Raw genomic sequence first — 19,775 nt, 5'->3', positions numbered from 1 at the left:
TCACCGACCTGACGCCCACCTGAAGCGCGCGGGTATTGTGCTTCAGGTGCATGTCAGCTTTGCCAGTGATAGAAGAGGTACAAACGGAACAGGAATCAGATATGCGTGTGCTGCTGATCGAAGACGATACGGTGCTTGGAGCCGCGGTACGCGACCAGATTGCCGCTGACGGGCATTCCATAGACTGGGCCACGCGGCTGGACAGGGGGGGTGAATATCTGGATGTCGCGGCCTATGACCTGATCCTTCTTGACCTGATGCTACCAGATGGGCGTGGGCAGCCGTTCCTGCGCGCACTTCGCAAACGGGGCGACGTGACGCCGGTGATTATCCTGACGGCGCTTGACCAGATAAGCGACCGTATCGAGGGGCTGAACGCCGGTGCCGACGATTACATGGTCAAACCCTTCGATCTGTCCGAGCTGTCCGCGCGCGTCGGTGCCGTGGCGCGACGGTATGCTGGCAACCCGAACCCGCTGGTCACTCTGGGCGATCTGGAGATCGATCTTGCCGCGCACTCGGTTCACCGAGCTGGCAAACCTGTGTCGCTGACGGCACGTGAATGGGTACTGTTCGAAGCTTTCGTGCAACGTCCGCAGCAGCTTTTGTCCAAGGCACAGTTGGAGGAGCGCCTCTATTCTTTTGAATCTGATATCGAGAGCAACACGATTGAGGTGCATGTCAGCCGGTTGCGCAAGAAATTGGGGCGGGAGCGGATCGAAACCGTGCGCGGACTCGGCTACCGCTTGGGTGCTGCGTGAGGTGGCCCGGTTCCCTGCAAGAACGGCTGGCCTTGACGCTTGGTGTCGGACTGACGGCGCTTTGGCTGGGCACAGCATGGGCGACCGCGACCCTGTTGCGCCACGAAATGAACGAGGTGTTCGATTCCAAGCTGGAGGAAACCGCGCAGAGTATCCTGCCGTTGGTTGCCTTGGATATCATCAGCCGTGAAGAAGAAGGAATAACCCAGCGCATAGCTACCCTGCATGAACACGATGAGTTCTTTACCTACATCGTGCGCGACAATCAGGGGCGTGTTCTGATACGGTCGCACGCGGCTGAGGACGCGGATTTTCCGGCGTTCGAGGCGATGGGGTTCCGACAGACGGCCACGCACCGACTATATTACGATGCAGCGCTTCAGGGCACCATCACCATCGCCGTCGCCGAACCACTTAGCCATCGCGCCGACGTTGCACGCGAAACGCTGATGGGGTTGGCACTGCCGCTGATCGTGGTCGTCCCGCTCGGCCTGATCGGGGCTCTGCTGATGGTTCGCCACAGCCTGCGCCCGGTGCGCCGTTTCGGCGACACCGTCGCCAGCCGTGGCGCGCGGGACCTGTCGGCTGTGGGCGATGGCGACCTGCCTGCCGAAATCATTCCGGTGGCCGAGGCCGTCAACCAGCTTCTCGACCGCTTGCGCCGCGCGTTGGAGGCCGAGCGCAGCTTTACCGCCAACGCAGCGCATGAACTGCGCACTCCAGTGGCGGCGGCACTCGCGCAGACCCAAAGGCTGATGGCCGAAACCACCGATGCCGATGCAGCCGGGCGGGCGGCAGAGATCGAGGTTGCGCTCAAGCGACTGACCCGCCTTTCCGAGAAACTCATGCAACTGGCGCGCGCCGAGGGAGGTCGCTTGCGACGTGATGCGGTGTCGGACCTGCGACCCGTTTTGAGTATGGTGCTTGCGGACTTCGATAAGGCCGCAGGTCCGGAGCGCATTCAAAGCTCACTTCCGAATGACCCCGTGTTGTCGGATCTTGATCCCGACGCCTTCGCGATTGTCGTGCGAAACCTGATCGAGAACGCGCTGCGTCACGGAATTGATGGCAGCCCTGTTCAGATCACTCTGACGAGTGACACTCTTAGTGTGATCAACGACGGCCCGCCACTTGCCGCCGAAACCCTGGCGGGGCTGACTGGGCGTTTCGAACGTGGGCAAACTGTGTCAGGCGGTAGTGGGCTGGGCCTGTCCATCGTGCAGGCGATTGTCGATGGGGCGCAGGCAACGCTGGAACTGCACTCCCCGGTACAGGGTCGGACGGACGGATTCGAGGCGGTGTTTCAATTCCCTGGCCGCGCGCTGACAGGTTTAGCATCGCCCGAAACGCGGTGGTAGGAATATCGATTGACGTGCATCAACGCCAAAGCGCTTTCGGCTTTGTAGACTTTGTAGATGGATATACTTGCAGATCATGACCATGCGCTTGTCAAAGAAGCTGCCCAAAGTCTGACACAAGCCGAGACAACGCTTCGCGGAAGTCGTTCATCCAAAAACGCACTGAAGCGGGCATTGGCGCACTCGCAGCGAGTTCACGCTTTGTCCCGCGACTTGTAAACTCGCGGTTTCAGAATTGCTGCGGCCTGCCTGAACGACTGCAATTTCCGCCGCAATGCAAAGCAACATATTTTGCCGACGCGGCACAAAACCTGCTGCGAGCGCACGCAGCAGGTTTTCGGCGCTTCCGCTGTGGGCTCAACTCAGCCAATCGCCGCGTTTTACATAAAGGAACGCATGCCAAGCCAAAGCGGTCGTTGGTTTCGTTGCTGCAATTGTATAATTCATCCCGTTGCCGACCGTATTTATCGACGGCAACGGGCTGAGAATTGGTCTTCTCGCTAGTACCCGATTGCGTCGAGCACCTGATTGATCATGCCCAGTATCTTTTGCGCATGTGCCTTGTCGTCGAGCAGGAGCTTGCAATTCCCTTCATCCTCTTCTGTTTCCAGATCCTTGTCGATCTCGACAAGCTCTTGAGCCCACATGTCTCGTTTGTCATGCCATTTTTCAAGCTCAACCACATCCTCTTTCATCATTGGCCCCTGTATCCGGGCTTCGCCTGTTTTGAAGTTAATTCGGACCTGATCGGGGTGGGGCAGGGGGCAGGCAAATGTGTGATGCCCAAGGCTTCTCTGCGTTGTAATTCTTCATTCCAACAGACGTTTTAGGCAATCGCTGTCTGAGCCCACTCATCCGACATTTGCTTGTTTTCGCGTTCCGTTGACCCCAAGAGTTCCGCGAACAAACGCTGAGACCGGTGTTGACCCGTGACTGCATTGACAGCCAGGGCACGCATCACTGCCTGCGCCATTGGAACTGTCACATTCCGGTCTCCGTCGCGCACTGTGAAGTCGCGGTAAGCCTCGTCGAGTATTATACCTTTGAGGCGTTCCTCGTTGAGCATAGGTTGCTTGTTTTTCGACCCACGTGGCCGCCCCTTGGAATTGCCGGATTGCATCTGCAATCATCTGCACAGGTTTTACTGTCGGATGCAGGGCCGGTTCTTCCATGCGATTACCGTGACGGCTGTTGACGCCGCGATATTCCCAGACATTCGTGCGGTATCGCCCATGTTGACCAAGTTCAAAATTGTTTATGTGCGCCGAAGTGCCTTTCTTGAACACGAAGATTAGCTCATGTCGCAAGCGGTAGAACGTCCCCATCCCCAGATCATTCAGATCCCGGTCGCTGAGTTCGGAAAGCTCGCGATACGGCCTGTGATAGACCCTGCGCCTTGCAAGCACGTCCAGCATTTTGTTTCGCGATTGATGAAAAAATGTGCGGCCAGCTTCCAAAACGAACTCTGGTCCACTCTTTGAGCGTGCGATTGTCATGCTACCACCTCGTCTATTGCTGTTTCTGCGATGCAGTACCTATGCTGCACTGCAGAAGCAGGCGTGAACTTGAGCGCTAACAACTTATCAATTCGGCACAGGACCCGTGCCAGGTTGGAACAGGCGGTTGAAGTGACATGAACATTCCCGCGCAGATGTCGATTATTGCGACCGTTGTCGAGCAGGGAAGCACTTCGGCCGCGGCGCGTTCTATGGGACAGACCCCGTCAGCGGTCAGCAAGCAAGTTGGTTTGCTCGAGGATCATGTCCACGACCGCCTGCTTAACCGATCCAGAGCGGGTGCTTCTCCGACCCGGGAAGGCCAGGAATTCTATCAAAAATGCAGAGCTATGGCCGAGAAATACAAAGAGGCCGAAGCTCTTATAATGAAATTGGATGGCATTCCGCGCGGTAGGTTCAGAATCGCGTCCTCTACGGCATTCGGAAAATCGCAACTGATCCCCGCGCTTCCGAAATTCAAGGAAGAACACCCCGAAGTCGACGTGTCACCGGACCTGACCGACAGTGAGGTTGATTTTCAGGGCGAAGGATTCGATGTCGCAATGTTTGCTAAAAAACGAAACCTTGCACCAAAGCCCCGTGCCTTCATCGACTTTCTGGTCTGTGAGTTTCGAAACTCCAACGAACAACCGGCCAACGGCATCGCACCACGCCCTCAGGCAACCGCAGTCCCATGACCAAAGACCTTACCATAGTCGTCGTGGAAGAGGACCGCGACCGCGCCATTGCCATCGTCGACGCGCTTAAGGATGCTTGCGGGTGCGACGTGTTCGTCATCAACAATTCCAGCAGTCTGGCCCGCAAGATCGCCGCCCATTTGCCGGACATCGTGCTGATCGATGTCGACAATCCCACGCGTGACATGATGGAAGAACTGACACTGGCATCTGGCCCGTTGGAACGCCCTGTCGCCATGTTCGTGTCCGGCGCGGCGGGCGGTCTGGCGCAGGCAGCAATCGAGGCTGGCGTCTCGGCCTATGTGGTCGACGGCCTTTCGCCGGGGCGGATAAAGCCGGTCATAGACACCGCGATTGCGCGCTTTACGATGATACGTCAAATGCGCAGCGAACTGGCCGAGACACGGCTGGCACTGGAAGAACGCAAGGTGATTGACCGCGCCAAAGGTCTGTTGATGAAAGCCAAGGGTCTGGACGAGGGCGCGGCATATGCTTTGCTGCGAAAGACGGCGATGGACCAGGGGCGGCGTGTTGCGGATGTCGCCGAGGCATTGGTAACGGCATCGGGGCTTTTGGGATGAAGACCGTTTCGATACCAGTTGCCTATATGCCGTTGGTGGATGCGGCCCCGCTGATCATCGCGCAGGAAATGGGCTTTGCCGAGGCTGAGGGGATCTCGCTTGACCTGATCGCCGCCCCATCTTGGTCTTCGGTTCGCGACATGTTGGCCTTTGGCAGCGTGGATGCGGCGCATATGCTGTCACCACTTCCGGTCGCGATGGCGATGGGGTTCGGTGGGGTCGCAACAGCTTTGTCGGCCGTATCGGTCCTGTCGGTAAACGGCAACGTCATCGGTGTGGGCAAGCCGCTTGAAGACCGGTTGCGAAGCGCAGGATATGGGTTCGATTTCGCTGATCCAGTTCGTGCCGCTGACGCGCTGGCGCAGGTTAGTCACGGACCCATCGTGTTTGGTGTGCCATTTCCGTTCTCGATGCACGTGGAATTGTTACGGTACTGGAGCCGCGCTTCGGCGCTTGGATCAGAAGGCATCGTGATCCGCACCGTGCCTCCGCCCCTGATGGCAAATGCGCTGGCCGCCGGGGACGTGGATGCATACTGCGTCGGTGAGCCATGGGGATCCGTTGCGGTTGAACAGGGCGCTGGCGCATTGCTATTGCCGGGAAGGTCGATCTGGAGCTTTGCACCGGAAAAGGTTTTGGCTGTCCGCACACATTGGGCCGAGACAGAACCAGACTTGTTGGGGCGTCTCATGCGAGCGGTATGGAAAGCGGGCCGCTGGCTGGCCAACCCGGAAACACACGCCACGGCCAGCGAGCTTCTGTCACGCAAGGCCTTTCTTGATGTCCCATCTGAATTGATCGACCGTGCGTTGTCGGGCCATTTGACGGTGTCGGGGCGCGGTGAGCAACGCCACGTAGAAAGATTTCTTGAGTTCCATTCAGGTGCCGCCAGTTTCCCATGGCGCAGTCAGGCAAAGTGGATTGCGGAACAGTTGCACAAATCGCATGGCAGCGGCACCCCTTTTGATAAGGACAAGATCGCAAAGGTATTCCGCTCGGATCTGCACCGGAAACACCTGCGCACAACGGGATGTGACATGCCGGGCGCGTCCGAGAAGGTCGAAGGCGCGATTCGTCACGCCATGCCGGTCGCCTCTGCGGGTGGGGGGCTTACTCTGCTGCCGAACGAATTCTTCGATGGCCACATATTTGACCCTGCTGATCGTTAAGTGACCAAATTTTGTGCAGGACGTCGTGTGCATCCTGTTTTTCGGCACTCGTCCACTCGGTCATCTTGCGTTCACGCTGCAATGCAGCAATAGTCAGATTGCATCCACAACGGGGTGGATCGCAACGAATTTACTCCCAATGACAGGGACGTTCTGAGCAAGGTCGCTCGCTTTCCGCCGATGGTTCGGTGGTCAGTGATCGGCCTTTTTTTGTTTTTCGCCCGGTCTTCAACTGGATGGATCGGGTGCTTCGAAAGGATCAAACATGAGACCTCTCCTCCTTGGCCTTGCAGCCACAACTGCGATGATCAGCCCAGCCTTGGCCGAGTTGCTGGACGTTGAAAAGGATGAACTGACCATTGGTTTCATCAAGCTGACGGATATGGCGCCGCTCGCCGTGGCATATGAACAAGGGTATTTCCTTGATGAAGGCTTGTTTGTGACGCTAGAGGCTCAGGCCAATTGGAAAGTCCTGCTGGACGGCGTGATCGACGGGCAGTTGGACGGTGCGCATATGCTTGCGGGTCAGCCACTGGCCGCCACCATCGGATATGGGACCGAAGCCCACATCGTGACGCCGTTTTCGATGGACCTGAACGGTAATGGCATCACGGTATCTAACGATGTGTGGGACATGATGCGCCCGCATATCCCCTCGCTAGAGGATGGCCGTCCGCAGCATCCGATCTCGGCCAAGGCGCTGGTTCCCGTCATCGAAGAATTCAACACCAAGGGCGAGCCATTCAACATGGGGATGGTCTTTCCTGTCTCGACCCACAATTACGAGCTGCGTTACTGGCTGGCTGCGGGCGGTATCAATCCCGGCTACTACAGCCCCGATAACATCTCGGGCCAGATCAACGCCGATGTGCTGCTCTCCGTGACCCCGCCGCCGCAAATGCCCGCCACGATGGAGGCCGGAACGATCCACGGCTACTCCGTGGGCGAGCCGTGGAATCAGCAGGCGGTGTTCAAGGGCATCGGGGTGCCGGTCATCACCGACTACCAGCTTTGGAAAAACAACCCGGAAAAGGTGTTTGGCCTGACCGACGAGTTTGTCACCGAAAACCCCAATACCACCAAAGCAGTAGTGCGTGCGCTGATCCGCGCGGCCATGTGGCTGGACGAAAATGACAACGCCAATCGTCCCGAAGCCGTCGAAATCCTGAGCCGACCAGAGTATGTGGGGGCCGATTACGACGTGATCGCGAACTCCATGACCGGGTTCTTCGAATTTGAAAAAGGCGACAAGCGAGACATCCCCGATTTCAACGTCTTCTTCCGCCACAATGCGACCTATCCTTATTACTCCGATGCCGTCTGGTACCTGACGCAGATGCGCCGCTGGGGTCAGATTGCTGATCCGCAAACCGACGCGTGGTTCAAGGACGTCGCGGCCAGCGTTTATCGTCCCGACATCTATCTGGAAGCCGCGCGTTCACTTGTGGATGACGGTCTGGCAAACGAGGCGGATTTCCCTTGGGACAGCGACGGCTTCAAAGCGCCGACCCCCGCAGCGGATATCATTGACGGCATTCCCTTCGATGGTCGCACGCCAAATGCCTACCTCGAAAGCTTGCCGATCGGCTTGAAGGGCGCTCAGACGGTCATCGGCGACCGGGTTGAGGGCTAAGCCACATTCGCGTGGGTGGCCGCCCACCCACGCCTTTCCAATTCCGCAGGAGACAATTCGATGAGCATCGCAGACCCGAATTTCAACGCTGAAACCGCGCGTGAAGCCCGACGCGAACGTCGCTTTACCCGGATCAACACCGCCGACAAGTGGTTTCAGGTTATCGGCCTTGCTTGGCTGACCCCGATCCTGAAAGCCATCGCCGGCGACAACCCCAAAGCCCAGATAAGTGAAATCTGGCGTCTTCTGGGCGTGCCTTTGCTGGCTATTGCGGGGTTTTTGATGCTTTGGTCTGCGCTGGCCCCGACCGTGCAAACCTCGCTTGGGGCGATCCCCGGCCCGGCACAGGTCTGGACCGAGGCAGTCAACCTGCACGAAGACGCGCAGTCCAAGGCTGTTTCGCGCACTAAATTCGATGCGCAGGTCGCAACGCTGAACGAGCGCCGCATCGCTCAGGGGAAAGAGCCGGTCGAACGCGCCTATACAGGTGCGCCAAGCTATTACAGCCAGATCTGGACCTCGATCAAAACGGTATTCTTCGGCTTCCTGATTGCCAGCGCCGTGGCCATTCCGCTGGGTATCGCCGCTGGTCTGTCACCCATCGCAAACGCTGCCCTGAACCCTATCATCCAGATCTTCAAGCCGGTCTCGCCGCTGGCATGGTTGCCGATCGTGACCATGGTGGTGTCCGCCGTCTATACGACCTCGGATGGCATGTTCGCGAAAAGCTTCCTGACCTCGGCGATTACAGTGACGTTGTGTTCGCTTTGGCCGACGCTGATCAACACCGCACTTGGCGTGGCCAGCATCGACAAGGATTTGGTCAATGTCTCGAAAGTGTTGAAGATGAACACGTGGACCAAGATCACCAAACTTGTCCTGCCATCTGCCCTTCCACTGATCTTTACCGGCCTTCGGCTAAGCCTTGGCGTCGGCTGGATGGTCCTGATTGCCGCTGAAATGCTGGCGCAAAACCCTGGCCTTGGAAAGTTCGTCTGGGACGAGTTTCAGAACGGGTCGTCCAGTTCGCTGGCCAAGATCATGGTTGCGGTTCTGACCATCGGCATCATCGGCTTCCTGCTGGATCGCGTGATGTTTGCCCTGCAATCGCTCTTTACCTTCACGAACAACCGGTGAGCACCATGAGCATTCTGAAACTCGTAAACGTCTCGCAAAGCTTCGGTGCCGGCACACATGCCACCCATGTGCTCAAGAACATCGACCTGGATGTGCAAGAAGGGGAATTCCTTGTCCTCTTGGGCTTTTCCGGCTCTGGCAAAACGACCCTCATCAACTTGATGGCGGGGCTGGAACAGCCGACCAAGGGCAAGGTGACGTTCAAAGGCAAACCCGTCACCGGTCCCGGCCCAGAACGCGGGGTGGTTTTTCAAAGCTATTCCCTGATGCCGTGGCTGACTGTGAACGGCAATGTTGGGCTGGCGGTCGACACAGTGTTTCCCGGGTTGGATAAAGCAGAACGGGCCGAGAAAGTCGCGCATTACGTGAACATGGTTGGTCTTGGCCACGCCGCCACGCGCCGCCCGGCGGAACTGTCGGGTGGGATGCGCCAACGGGTCAACGTGGCCCGTGCATTGGCGATGAACCCCGAAATGTTGCTGCTGGACGAACCATTGTCGGCGCTTGATGCCCTGACCCGCGCCAATCTGGCGGACGAGATTGAACACATCTGGGACGCTGACAAGAAAACCTGCGTGCTGATCACCAATGATGTGGACGAGGCGATCATCCTTGCCGACCGGATCATCGCCCTAAACCCCGATGGCACCTTGGGGCAAGAGTTCACAGTGACCATTCCCCGCCCGCGTGACCGGATGGAGATGAACACCAACGACGCCTTCAAAAGCCTGCGCGCGGACGTGACCAAATACCTGATGGATGTGGGGATCGAGGCCAAAGTCGAAGGCACGCGCCGGTTGCCCGATGTGACCCCGATCCACGGTTTGCCGACAGTCGTCGCCGAGGCTCAGAAAGGGACAATCCAGAACCGCTATTTGAAGTTCAGCCAACTGCACAAGGTCTATCCGACGCCAAAAGGCCCGCTGACCGTGGTCGAAGATTTCGAGCTTAACATCAACCGCGGCGAGTTCATTTCCCTGATTGGTCATTCGGGTTGCGGCAAATCCACAGTGCTGACCATGGCTGCGGGGCTGAACGAGATTTCCAAGGGTGCCATCGTGCTGGACGGCACCCACGTGGAAGGTGCCGACCCCGAACGGGCGGTCGTCTTCCAATCGCCCAACCTTTTCCCGTGGTTGACCGCGAAAGAGAACGTGGCGATCGGGGTGGACAAAGTGTATCCCCGCGCCTCTCAGGCTGAACGCCAGGATGTGGTGGAATACTATCTTGAACGGGTCGGGCTTGGTGATGCGATGGACAAGGCGGCATGCGACATGTCCAACGGCATGCAGCAACGCGTCGGCATAGCCCGCGCTTTCGCATTGTCACCCAAACTGCTTTTGCTCGATGAACCGTTCGGGATGCTCGACAGCCTTACACGGTGGGAATTGCAGGAAGTGCTGATGGAGGTCTGGTCGCGCACCCAAGTCACCGCGATCTGCGTCACCCATGATGTGGACGAAGCGATCCTTTTGGCCGATCGCGTGGTGATGATGACCAACGGGCCGCAAGCGACCATTGGCAAGATCGTCGATGTGGACCTTCCGCGTCCACGCACCCGAAAGGCGCTGCTGGAGCATCAGGATTACTACAAGTATCGCCAACAAGTGCTCGATTTCCTTGAGGAATATGAACACGGCGCAAACCCCAAACCAAAATCAAAAACCCCCGAAACTATTGCGGCGGAGTGATCCCATGAAACAGAAGCTAGTCATCATCGGCGCCGGTATGGCATCCGGCCGTGTCATTGAACATCTGGTGGACGACGCGCCGGACACGTTCGATATTACCCTGTTCAACGCCGAACCGCGCGGCAACTATAATCGCATCATGCTGAGCCCTGTGTTGTCGGGCGAAAAGGCCTATGCCGATATTGTCACCCATGACGACGATTGGTATGCGGCGCATGGTGTGACCTGCCGCTTCGGTGAACATGTTACCGCCATCGATCCCGAATTGAAGGTGGTCGCAGGCCAGAATGGTCACGTTCCCTATGACAAGTTGATCATCGCGACAGGATCCGCGCCGTTCATCATTCCGGTGCCCGGCAAGGACCTGCCCGGTGTGATCACCTACCGCGATCTCGATGATACCAACGCCATGATCGACGCCTCTGCCAAGGGCGGCAAGGCCGTAGTCATCGGTGGCGGACTTTTGGGTCTTGAAGCCGCGGCCGGTCTGGCCGAGCGTGGCATGGATGTCACCGTTGTGCACCTGATGGGTCACCTGATGGAACGGCAACTGGACGAGGCGGCGGGCTATCTGCTGCGCAAGGATCTGGAGCGTCGCGGCATCACCGTGCGCACCCAGGCATCGACCAAAGCGATCATCGGCGATGGTCGCGTCGAGGCGGTGCTGCTGGAGGGCGACGAAACTCTGCCCGCCGATCTGGTGGTTATGGCCGTGGGCATCCGCCCCGAAACGCGTCTTGCCACCGACGCCGGCCTTTCTGTCGCGCGCGGTGTTGAAGTAAACGCACAGATGCAAACCTCGGATCCGGATATCTATGCCGTGGGCGAGTGCCTGGAGTTCGACGGGCATCTCTTCGGGCTGGTCGCGCCGCTCTATGATCAAGCCAAGGTGCTGGCTGGCACGCTGTTGGACAAAGCTGCGGCCTTCGTGGTCAAGGACACCGCGACCAAGCTGAAAGTCACCGGCTGCGATCTGTTCAGTGCGGGCGACTTTGCCGAGGGCGAGGGGCGCGAGGACATCGTGCTTCGCGACCCGTCGCGTGGCATCTACAAACGTCTGGTAATAGAGGACGACCGTCTGGTCGGCGCGGTGATGTATGGCGACACCGTCGACGGCAACTGGTTCTTCCAGCTTATCAAAGACGGCACCGAGATCGAGGACATGCGTGAGACGCTGATATTCGGTCCGGCCTTTCAAGGGGGCGATTCTGCGGACCCTCTCTCAGCCGTTGCAGCATTGCCGCGTGATGCGGAGATTTGCGGCTGCAACGGCATATGCAAAGGCACTATTGTTGACGCCATTGCGCAAGGTGCCACCGATCTGGGTGCGGTGAAAGCCCAGACCAAGGCCAGCGCCTCTTGCGGGACGTGCACGGGGCTGGTCGAACAACTATTGCAGGTCATGCTGGGTGATGAGTTTCAGATACCGACAGCGCAACCGATCTGCGGCTGTTGTGATTTGACGCATGAAGATGTGCGCCGGCTGATCAAAAGTCAGGAACTGAAAAGTCAGGAAGCCGTGTGGCAGGAACTGGGCTGGAAAACACGCAACGGTTGCCATGTCTGCCGCCCCGCAGTGAATTTCTACCTGCTCGCTGATTGGCCGCTGGAATACCGCGACGACCCGCAAAGCCGGTTCGTCAACGAACGCAAGCACGCCAATATCCAGAAAGACGGCACCTTCAGCGTCGTGCCGCGCATGTGGGGCGGGATCACCAATCCGGCCGAGCTGCGCGCCATCGCGGATGCAGCCGACAAGTATGATGTTCCAACCGTCAAAGTAACCGGCGGCCAGCGCATTGACCTGTTGGGCGTGAAGGGCGAAGACCTGCCCTTCATCTGGGCCGATCTGAACAAGGCGGGGCTGGTGTCCGGTCACGCCTATTCCAAGGGCCTGCGCACGGTGAAAACCTGCGTCGGCACGGATCATTGCCGCTTTGGCACGCAAGACAGCACCGGGCTGGGCATCCAGCTTGAACAGGCGCTTTGGGGGTCTTGGACACCGCATAAGGTCAAACTCGGTGTTTCGGGTTGCCCGCGCAATTGCGCCGAAGCCACCTGTAAGGACATCGGGATAATCTGCGTCGACAGCGGTTATCAGGTCAGCGTTGCCGGGGCAGCGGGAATGGACGTCAGGGAAACCGAACGCCTGTGCGACGTCGAAACCGAGCAGGAGGCCATCGACGTGACCATCGCCTTTGTTCAGCTTTATCGCGAGAACGCGAAATACCTCGACCGGGCGTATAAGTGGGTGGACAAGGTCGGGCTTGACTGGGTGCAAGACCGGATCGCCGATCCCGACGAACGCCAGCGCCTGATCGAGGCTTTCGAACTGTCGCAATCCATCTACCGCAAAGACCCTTGGGCGGAACACGCAACCCAAGCGCAGCGTTATCAACCGCTCGCAGATCTGACACTGGAGGCCGCAGAATGAACTGGATCGACATAGGCCATATCGACGACATCCCCATCCGTGGCGCGCGTAAAATCAAGACCCCCCTCGGATGTGTTGCGGTCTTTCGCACAACAGAAAACGAGGTATTCGCCGCGACCGATAGCTGCCCCCACAAGGGCGGCCCCTTGTCCGAAGGCATCGTTCACGGGCAGTCCGTGACTTGCCCGCTGCACAATTGGGTGTTCGATCTGAACACCGGGCAAGCTGCGGGCGAAGATGGCGCGATCACGACCTTCCTTGTTCTGGTGCAGGACGGGCGCGTTCTGATCGATGGTGCAAAACTTGACAGCCGGAGCGCAGCGTGATGGACGGCTCCGGCCTGCCGGTTACCCGCTCCACCTGTCCTTATTGCGGGGTTGGCTGCGGTGTGCTTTTACAACCCGATGGTCAAGGCGGGTTGAACGTGCGAGGCGATCCGGACCATCCGGCAAACTACGGGCGTCTGTGCTCGAAAGGCACCGCGTTGGGCGAAACCGTCGGGCTGGAACAGCGGCTTTTTGCCCCCCGCGTGGACGGACGTGACACAAGCTGGGATACAGCGTTGCAGCTGGTAGCAGATCGATTTTCGCAAACCATCGCCGAACACGGGCCTGACAGCACAGCCTTCTATGTCTCCGGCCAACTGCTGACCGAAGACTACTATGTCGCCAACAAGCTGATGAAAGGTTTTGTCGGCTCGGCCAATATCGACACAAACTCGCGCCTGTGCATGGCGTCTTCGGTGGCAGGTCACAAGCGGGCTTTTGGCACCGACACGGTGCCCGGCACCTACGAGGATATCGACGAGGCCGATCTGGTGGTGCTTGTCGGATCGAACCTCGCATGGTGCCATCCGGTTTTGTATCAACGGCTGCTGGCCGCGCGCAAAAAACGCGGCACGAAGGTCGTCGTGATCGACCCACGCCGCACCGCCAGTTGCGACGGGGCAGATATGCATCTGGCCCTGCAACCCGGCTCGGACGTCGCCCTGTTCAATCGTTTGCTTGTTGCTCTCTATGACGGCGGCGCGTTGGACGTGGCGTATATCGCGCGCACCGACGGGTTCGACGCCGCACTTAAGGCAGCATGGAATGACAGCTCTAAACCGACCGGCCTGTCTGAAGCCGAGATTCAGGCTTTCTGTAGCCTGTGGATGAGCACCGACAAGGTTGTGACGATCTATTCGCAGGGCGTGAACCAGTCCACATCCGGTTCGGACAAGGTCAATGCCATCCTGAATTGCCATCTTGCGACCGGTCGCATCGGCAAGCCGGGTTGCGGACCATTTTCCGTCACCGGTCAGCCAAATGCGATGGGCGGGCGTGAAGTTGGCGGGTTGGCCAACATGCTTGCCTGTCACCTCGATCTGGAAAACGCCGATCATCGCGCCGCCGTGCGCGGGTTCTGGGGGGCCAAGACGGTTCCCGATAAACCCGGCCTGAAGGCGGTCGATATGTTCCGTGGCGTCGGCGACGGACGGATCAAGGCGTTGTGGATCATCCACACCAACCCCGCCGTGTCCATGCCCGAGGCGGACGCCGTGCGCGATGCCATTGCGGCATGCCCCTTTACTGTGGTCAGTGACATCACCGACCAGACGGACACCGCACGCCTTGCCGATGTTCTATTGCCCGCCTCCGCCTGGGCCGAAAAAGACGGCACGGTCACAAATTCTGATCGCACCATCAGCCGCCAGCGAAGCGTCCTACCGGCACCCGGTCAAGCGCGCCCCGACTGGGATATCCTTGCCGAAGTCGGACGACGGATGGGGTTCGCCAAAGCTTTCGACTATGGCAGCGAGGTCGAAATCTTCAGGGAATATGCCGCTCTGTCAGGCATTGCCGGACAATTTGGCCGCGACTTCGATATCTCTGCGCTGTCCGACCTGACCGATACCGAATATGCCAATCTGACCCCGCAGCGTTGGCCGATAAGTGCAACACGCAAGGGCGGGCGGTTCTTTGCGAACGGGCAGTTCTTTCATCCCAATGGCAAAGCGCGGATGCTGCCCGTGTCTTGGAAGCCGCCAGCCGCAAAGACGACACCGCGCTTTCCCTTCCGGCTCAACACTGGACGCGTGCGCGATCAGTGGCACACGATGACACGCACCGGTCTTAGCGCGCGCCTTTCGGCCCACCTTGCCGAACCTTTCGTCGATATCCATCCAGAGGATGCGCGCAGTCTGGATATTAAACCTGCCGATCTCGTGCAGATTTCCAGCCCTACGGGAACGGCGATCCTGCGCGCGCGCATCACCGATGCGGTGCCGCTCGGACAGGTCTTTGCACCAATGCACTGGACTGGCGAAACCGCCCCCGCGGCCCGGATCGGTGCAGTTGTCGCAGCCGCTTTCGATCCAGTGTCGGGTCAGCCTGAAAGCAAGGCTGGCGTGGCGGCGGTCAGTCGGTTCAAGGCCGCGTGGTACGGCTTTGCCATCTCTCGCGACGACATGAAACTGGACACTGACTATTGGGCCGTGGCCAGAACATCGTGCGGCGTCAGGGCAGAGCTCGCCGGCAGCGCGCCAGTGCCAGATTGGGATGCCGAGACCCGGCGAATGTTCAATGCGCCCGATGCGCACCTGACCTCAATCATCGATGCGAAACGCGGCAGGGCACGCATTGCCTTGCATCAAGATGGTGCACTGATCGGCGCACTGTTCGTTTCACCGACCCCCGTGGCTGTCATGCGCGATTATCTGGCAACTCTGCCCGGTTCTGCCTCGGCAGATATCCTGTCTGGTCGCCCCCCGGCAGATGCACCCAATCCGGGACCTGTGCTGTGTTCCTGCTTCGGGATCGGGATCAATACCATTGTCAGCGCCGTCGAAACCAAGGGACTGTTATCTGTCGAAAGCATTGGTGAAGCGCTCGGGGCTGGGACAAACTGCGGATCTTGCAAGCCTGAGATTGCCGAGGTGCTGCACAAACTTCGCGCGAAGGAGGCCGCAGAATGAGTTTTTCAGGTCATGTCTGCACTCTGGAGCGGGGGCGAGGGCTGTCGCGGTCTCTCAAGCAAGATGAAGCGTTCGATGCCATGTCATAGATGCTGCGTGGGGATGCAGCGCCCGAGGCCGTGGGCGCACTGTTGATGCTGTTGCCTATGAAGGGTGAAACCGCTGAAGAAATCGCCGGTTTCGCGCGTGCGGGGCAAGCCCACCTGCCGGCGCTGCCATGGCGCTCGTCGGCACTGGCCAAGGCGCTGCGTTGCCCGGTCTACGTGGCTGATCAGCCCGATTGGCGTGACATCACGACGCCTGCAATCGTAGACCGGGATCCGGTCGTGGTGGACATCGGCAGCAATGGGACCGCGCCGGTTCCAGCCCAGCGTCAGCCGCCGTGTGCCGCGGAGGGACCGGTCGGCGCAAAGACCGGGCAGAGCTTGTTTGTTGGCGCAGGTCCGGGCGCGCGCGACCTGTTGACGTTGCGCGCAATCGAGCGCTTGCAGGAGGCCAACGTGATCTTCTACGATCAGCTGGTTGATGAAGAAGTTCTGGAACGTGCTCGCCGCGATGCCGAACGACTTTTCGTCGGCAAGCATATCGGTACATTCATGGCCACAGGATCGCATCGACGCGATGATCGTGGCCGGGGTGTGCCACAGTCGCCGCATGCTCCGGCTGAAATCCGGAGAACCGGGATTTTTCGGCCGCGCATCTGAACAAATCTGTTCGACCCAAGCCGTCGGAGATCCAGTCATCATAGCGCCCGTTGTGACCGCTGCCTGCGCCGCAGGGCACATCCTGATCCCTAGTCTGACCGAGCACGAGTTCGCAGAAACGCATGTCGTGGGAGTCAGCACCGGCAATGCTGAGTATCCATCGCGCGTCGGCAAACGCTTGTCCGGCCCCGGCACGAAAACCACCCTTCGTATGTCCGTGGGCCAAGCTGGGCGACTGGCATGTTCACTGATCGAACAGCGCACACTTCTATACAAACCGTCGACATTTGTACCAACGTCTCGAAACAGGGCGCGCGGATAATCCGGGCTACGGTCGCATCGATGACGGATTGCAAAAGAGATCACGACATCATGGGCTGCGCAGTGCTGCTCGTCACATGGCACAAAGGTGCTTACGCGACCAAACCAAAACCGTTCGCTGCGGCGCGAGGCTGTGAAATCATATCATACAACAACGCTAGGCCCGTCTGATCGGGCGTTTGTTGAAACGGCAATGTTCTGATAGGTCCGCATTCGCTGCTTCGACCAAACTATAGCGAACAGTCGGTCTGAAATCCGCTCCGCAGCGCGGTTTTGAATGACCGGATCGATGAGATATGCCGCGCTGCCGAAAATCTGTTACTGCGTGCGCAAAAGAAGATTTAGACCCTATGCGACCGCATCCACCGCAATCTCATAAGGCTGCATTGTCCCGCGCAGCCGCCGTCCAGCGTTACTCTTGCGAATGTCAGCAATCTAGAAAAGCGGCTGTTGCCGGGTGAAACGGTCAATGTCTCAGAAGCGGCGCTCGGACGAAACCGCTCGCGCGGCAATGGCGCTTGTGGCAGGTGTTGATTTCCTGCTGATCGGTCTGCGTATTTTGCGATCTTGCGATCTTGCGACCTTGTCTGACGATGGGACTTTCCCAGTCGACAGTGGAGGTTCCGATGACAGAGGAGAGAACAACATCGCTGCGTGAGCGGATGAATGAGGATATGCGCATTCGTGGCCTGGGTGACAAGTCCCAGCAGGCGCACAAGCGGTTCACCGGGATGACGCGTCGGTGGTCTTCAACGAAGGCAAATCTCATTTGCTTCTCTCCGCAAAGAACACCGTGGCCGTTATAAAACATCCATGTCCTTCAGGAGCATACGGTTCTCGTCCCGCAGCCCCGCGGCCTCGCGTTCGAGATCGGACTGGGCGGTTGGCTTCTCAGGATTGCGCCGATCCTGCTGGATCCGGCGGCTCTGTGTCGAGAAGCTGATCCCAATATCAGTTGCCACTTGTTTACGCGGCAGCCCGCTCGTCAACGCTACGCGCTCTGATTCGGCGCGGAATTCCGGGCTTGGTTTCGGTGCCATCAATGTCTCTCCCTTGTGGTAAAATACCAAGTCAAAGGAGCGGGACAGTTCCGTGACAGGTCCAGAGGGCTTGATCCCGCCAGCGCATTGCGATCGCCAATCTGATCCCTTGTATCGACCCGGTCAGCAATGACGACTTGCCCGCAAGGTCATTCATCTTCACACCCTTGTATTTCGAGGCGCTTGCGCAACTCGGTCTTCAAGACTTTGCCATAGTTGTTCTTGGGAAGGTTTGCGACCAGCACATAGTCCTTGGGTCGCTTGAACCGTGCGATCTGGGAAAGGCAAAGCGCATCCAGTTCCTGTGGGTCAACCGCTGCATTCGGGTGGGGCGCAACAAATGCCACGACGACCTCGCCCCACTCGGCATCCGGGCGACCAACGACTGCAACCTCGCGCACGTTTGGGTGGGTCAACAACACTTCCTCGACCTCGCGTGGATAGATGTTTGATCCGCCCGAAACGATCATGTCCTTGGACCGGTCCTGAAGGGTGACATACCCGTCGTCGTCCATCTGGCCCATATCGCCAGTCCACAGCCAGCCGTCACGAATTGTGTTTGCTGTGGCCTCGGTGTTTTGCCAATACCCAAGCATCACGGTCGTGCCCTTCACGACTATTTCACCGGTTTCACCACGCGGCAGTTCGCGCCCGTTGCGATCGACAATCCGAACCCGGACCACGCTTTGTGCCATCCCGACCGAGGCAAGCCGCGCTCGCCAACGGTCGTGGGTGCGGTCGGCAACGTCGGTGCGTGTCAGGGCGGTGATCGCCATTGGGCATTCACCTTGACCGTAAATCTGAACGAATTTCGGGCCGATGACATCGACCGCTTCGATGATGTCTGCCAAATACATCGGACCGCCTGCATATACGATTGTCTTTATTCCCTCGCCAGACCGACCCCTGCTTTTTGCCGCATCAACCAGTCGCCGTACCATTGTCGGTGCCGCAAACATCGAGACATTTTTGAGCTGCGGCGCAAGGTCAAGGATTTCGGCAGCATCGAAGCCGCCGCTGTCCGGCACCACATGGCGCGCACCCCGAAGTACGTGCATGAAGTTGTAAAGGCCTGCGCCATGTGACATCGGTGCAGCGTAAAGGATGGCATCCTGTGGTTCGACCGTGTCGACATCGACGAAATAGCTCAACGTCATGGCCATGAGGTTCCCGCAGGACATCATCACACCCTTGGGCTTGCCCGTTGTGCCGGATGTGTAAAACAGCCACGCAAGGTCATCAGATGACATCTCGACCGGTTCCGCCATCGGGGCCGTGGCGCGCATTGTGTCGAATTCGGGGGCATCGACCGAGATCCGGGCGGTCAGGCCAGTGACCGTTTCGGCTTTAATTTCACCGGCAACATCATCCGAGACGAACGCAGATCGCGAACCTGAATCGGCCATGATCCATGCTGCCTCTTTCGGATGCAGCTTTGCGTTGATCGGAACGGCGACCGCACCGGCGAACCAGATGCCGTAAAGGGTTTCCAGATACTCGGTGCGATTGGTCATGAAAAGTGCGACACGATCGCCCTTTTCGATACCACTCTGCTGCAACGCAACGCCGATTGCTGCGGCGGACCGCGCGAAGTCTGCATAACTGGCAACGACCTTGTCGCCCTTCATCAGTGCTGGCGCGTCAGGTGTCCGTGCTGCGGTGCGTAACAGCCATTCAGCGAAATTCATTGCTTGGTCTCCGAACAGGAACAGACCTTGCCCGAGAGGATATTCTGCTTTCGACCTCAGGCGCCGACCGAGCATCCCCTGACCGCATATCCATCCAAACGGCTTTTC

The 19,775-nt window shown here is 58.7% G+C and carries 16 protein-coding genes and 1 pseudogene; 12 read left to right on the top strand and 5 right to left on the bottom strand.

The genetic code is table 11. The features are described from left to right. Nucleotides 1-101 precede the first annotated feature (101 nt). The gene (locus tag BMY55_RS12890; RefSeq protein WP_091432566.1) at nucleotides 102-761 is read left to right on the top strand and encodes a response regulator transcription factor; all 660 of its coding nucleotides are present in this window, start codon (nucleotides 102-104) and stop codon (nucleotides 759-761) included. Beyond that, nucleotides 758-2,119, top strand: coding sequence for an ATP-binding protein (locus tag BMY55_RS12885; protein ID WP_091431181.1), 1,362 nt, complete (start codon nucleotides 758-760; stop codon nucleotides 2,117-2,119). The genes BMY55_RS12890 and BMY55_RS12885 overlap by 4 nt, the downstream gene beginning before the upstream one ends. Before the next feature lie 500 nt (nucleotides 2,120-2,619). Here the strand turns inward: BMY55_RS12885 and BMY55_RS12880 are convergent, their stop codons facing one another. The 3 genes and pseudogenes from BMY55_RS12880 to BMY55_RS17210 form a co-directional block, all read right to left on the bottom strand. Then, nucleotides 2,620-2,814 (bottom strand): hypothetical protein, encoded by a 195-nt coding sequence (locus tag BMY55_RS12880; protein WP_143064338.1) that lies wholly within the window; start codon nucleotides 2,812-2,814, stop codon nucleotides 2,620-2,622. Between the two features lie 131 nt (nucleotides 2,815-2,945). After that, entirely contained in the window at nucleotides 2,946-3,185 is a 240-nt protein-coding gene (locus tag BMY55_RS17215; protein WP_407639080.1) for a DUF5681 domain-containing protein, read from the bottom strand. 271 nt (nucleotides 3,186-3,456) lie between these two features. Beyond that, nucleotides 3,457-3,534: pseudogene (locus BMY55_RS17210) on the bottom strand (DUF1127 domain-containing protein); the annotation flags it as partial. Between the two features lie 218 nt (nucleotides 3,535-3,752). Between BMY55_RS17210 and BMY55_RS12870 the strand changes: the two are divergent. The 10 genes from BMY55_RS12870 (at nucleotide 3,753) to BMY55_RS17095 (ending at nucleotide 16,618) form a co-directional block, all read left to right on the top strand. Continuing rightward, nucleotides 3,753-4,313 carry a LysR family transcriptional regulator gene (locus BMY55_RS12870; protein ID WP_091431175.1) on the top strand — a complete coding sequence of 187 codons (561 nt, stop codon included), beginning with the start codon at nucleotides 3,753-3,755 and terminating at the stop codon, nucleotides 4,311-4,313. After that, nucleotides 4,310-4,894, top strand: coding sequence for an ANTAR domain-containing response regulator (locus BMY55_RS12865; protein WP_091431173.1), 585 nt, complete (start codon nucleotides 4,310-4,312; stop codon nucleotides 4,892-4,894). The genes BMY55_RS12870 and BMY55_RS12865 overlap by 4 nt, the downstream gene beginning before the upstream one ends. Then, nucleotides 4,891-6,063 carry a CmpA/NrtA family ABC transporter substrate-binding protein gene (locus BMY55_RS12860; protein WP_091431171.1) on the top strand — a complete coding sequence of 391 codons (1,173 nt, stop codon included), beginning with the start codon at nucleotides 4,891-4,893 and terminating at the stop codon, nucleotides 6,061-6,063. Before BMY55_RS12865 ends, BMY55_RS12860 begins: the two co-directional genes overlap by 4 nt. Before the next feature lie 265 nt (nucleotides 6,064-6,328). Then, entirely contained in the window at nucleotides 6,329-7,696 is a 1,368-nt protein-coding gene (locus tag BMY55_RS12855; protein ID WP_091431169.1) for a CmpA/NrtA family ABC transporter substrate-binding protein, read from the top strand. Between the two features lie 60 nt (nucleotides 7,697-7,756). After that, the gene (locus BMY55_RS12850; protein ID WP_091431166.1) at nucleotides 7,757-8,833 is read left to right on the top strand and encodes an ABC transporter permease; all 1,077 of its coding nucleotides are present in this window, start codon (nucleotides 7,757-7,759) and stop codon (nucleotides 8,831-8,833) included. Nucleotides 8,834-8,838: 5 nt separating this feature from the next. Continuing rightward, nucleotides 8,839-10,524, top strand: coding sequence for an ABC transporter ATP-binding protein (locus BMY55_RS12845; RefSeq protein ID WP_091431165.1), 1,686 nt, complete (start codon nucleotides 8,839-8,841; stop codon nucleotides 10,522-10,524). Between the two features lie 4 nt (nucleotides 10,525-10,528). Continuing rightward, nucleotides 10,529-12,958 carry a nitrite reductase large subunit NirB gene (gene nirB / locus BMY55_RS12840; protein ID WP_091431163.1) on the top strand — a complete coding sequence of 810 codons (2,430 nt, stop codon included), beginning with the start codon at nucleotides 10,529-10,531 and terminating at the stop codon, nucleotides 12,956-12,958. Then, nucleotides 12,955-13,284 (top strand): nitrite reductase small subunit NirD, encoded by a 330-nt coding sequence (nirD, locus tag BMY55_RS12835; RefSeq protein WP_091431161.1) that lies wholly within the window; start codon nucleotides 12,955-12,957, stop codon nucleotides 13,282-13,284. Before nirB ends, nirD begins: the two co-directional genes overlap by 4 nt. Beyond that, a complete protein-coding gene (locus BMY55_RS12830; protein ID WP_091431160.1) occupies nucleotides 13,284-15,914 on the top strand; it encodes a nitrate reductase in 2,631 nt (876 codons plus the stop codon). The genes nirD and BMY55_RS12830 overlap by 1 nt, the downstream gene beginning before the upstream one ends. An 89-nt stretch (nucleotides 15,915-16,003) precedes the next feature. Then, a complete protein-coding gene (locus tag BMY55_RS17095) occupies nucleotides 16,004-16,618 on the top strand; it encodes an SAM-dependent methyltransferase (RefSeq protein WP_091431158.1) in 615 nt (204 codons plus the stop codon). Nucleotides 16,619-17,739: 1,121 nt separating this feature from the next. Here BMY55_RS17095 and BMY55_RS12815 read toward each other — a convergent pair. After that, nucleotides 17,740-17,979: a hypothetical protein gene (locus BMY55_RS12815; RefSeq protein WP_091431156.1), complete on the bottom strand. Its 240-nt coding sequence runs from the start codon at nucleotides 17,977-17,979 to the stop codon at nucleotides 17,740-17,742. Nucleotides 17,980-18,128: 149 nt separating this feature from the next. After that, on the bottom strand, nucleotides 18,129-19,667 hold the full coding sequence (locus tag BMY55_RS12810; RefSeq protein ID WP_091432563.1) for an AMP-binding protein: 1,539 nt from the start codon (nucleotides 19,665-19,667) through the stop codon (nucleotides 18,129-18,131). Nucleotides 19,668-19,775 lie beyond the last annotated feature (108 nt).

Origin of the sequence: Aliiroseovarius sediminilitoris (assembly GCF_900109955.1) — a bacterium.
GTDB lineage: Bacteria > Pseudomonadota > Alphaproteobacteria > Rhodobacterales > Rhodobacteraceae > Aliiroseovarius > Aliiroseovarius sediminilitoris.
This window is presented reverse-complemented; position numbering and strand designations above follow the sequence as displayed.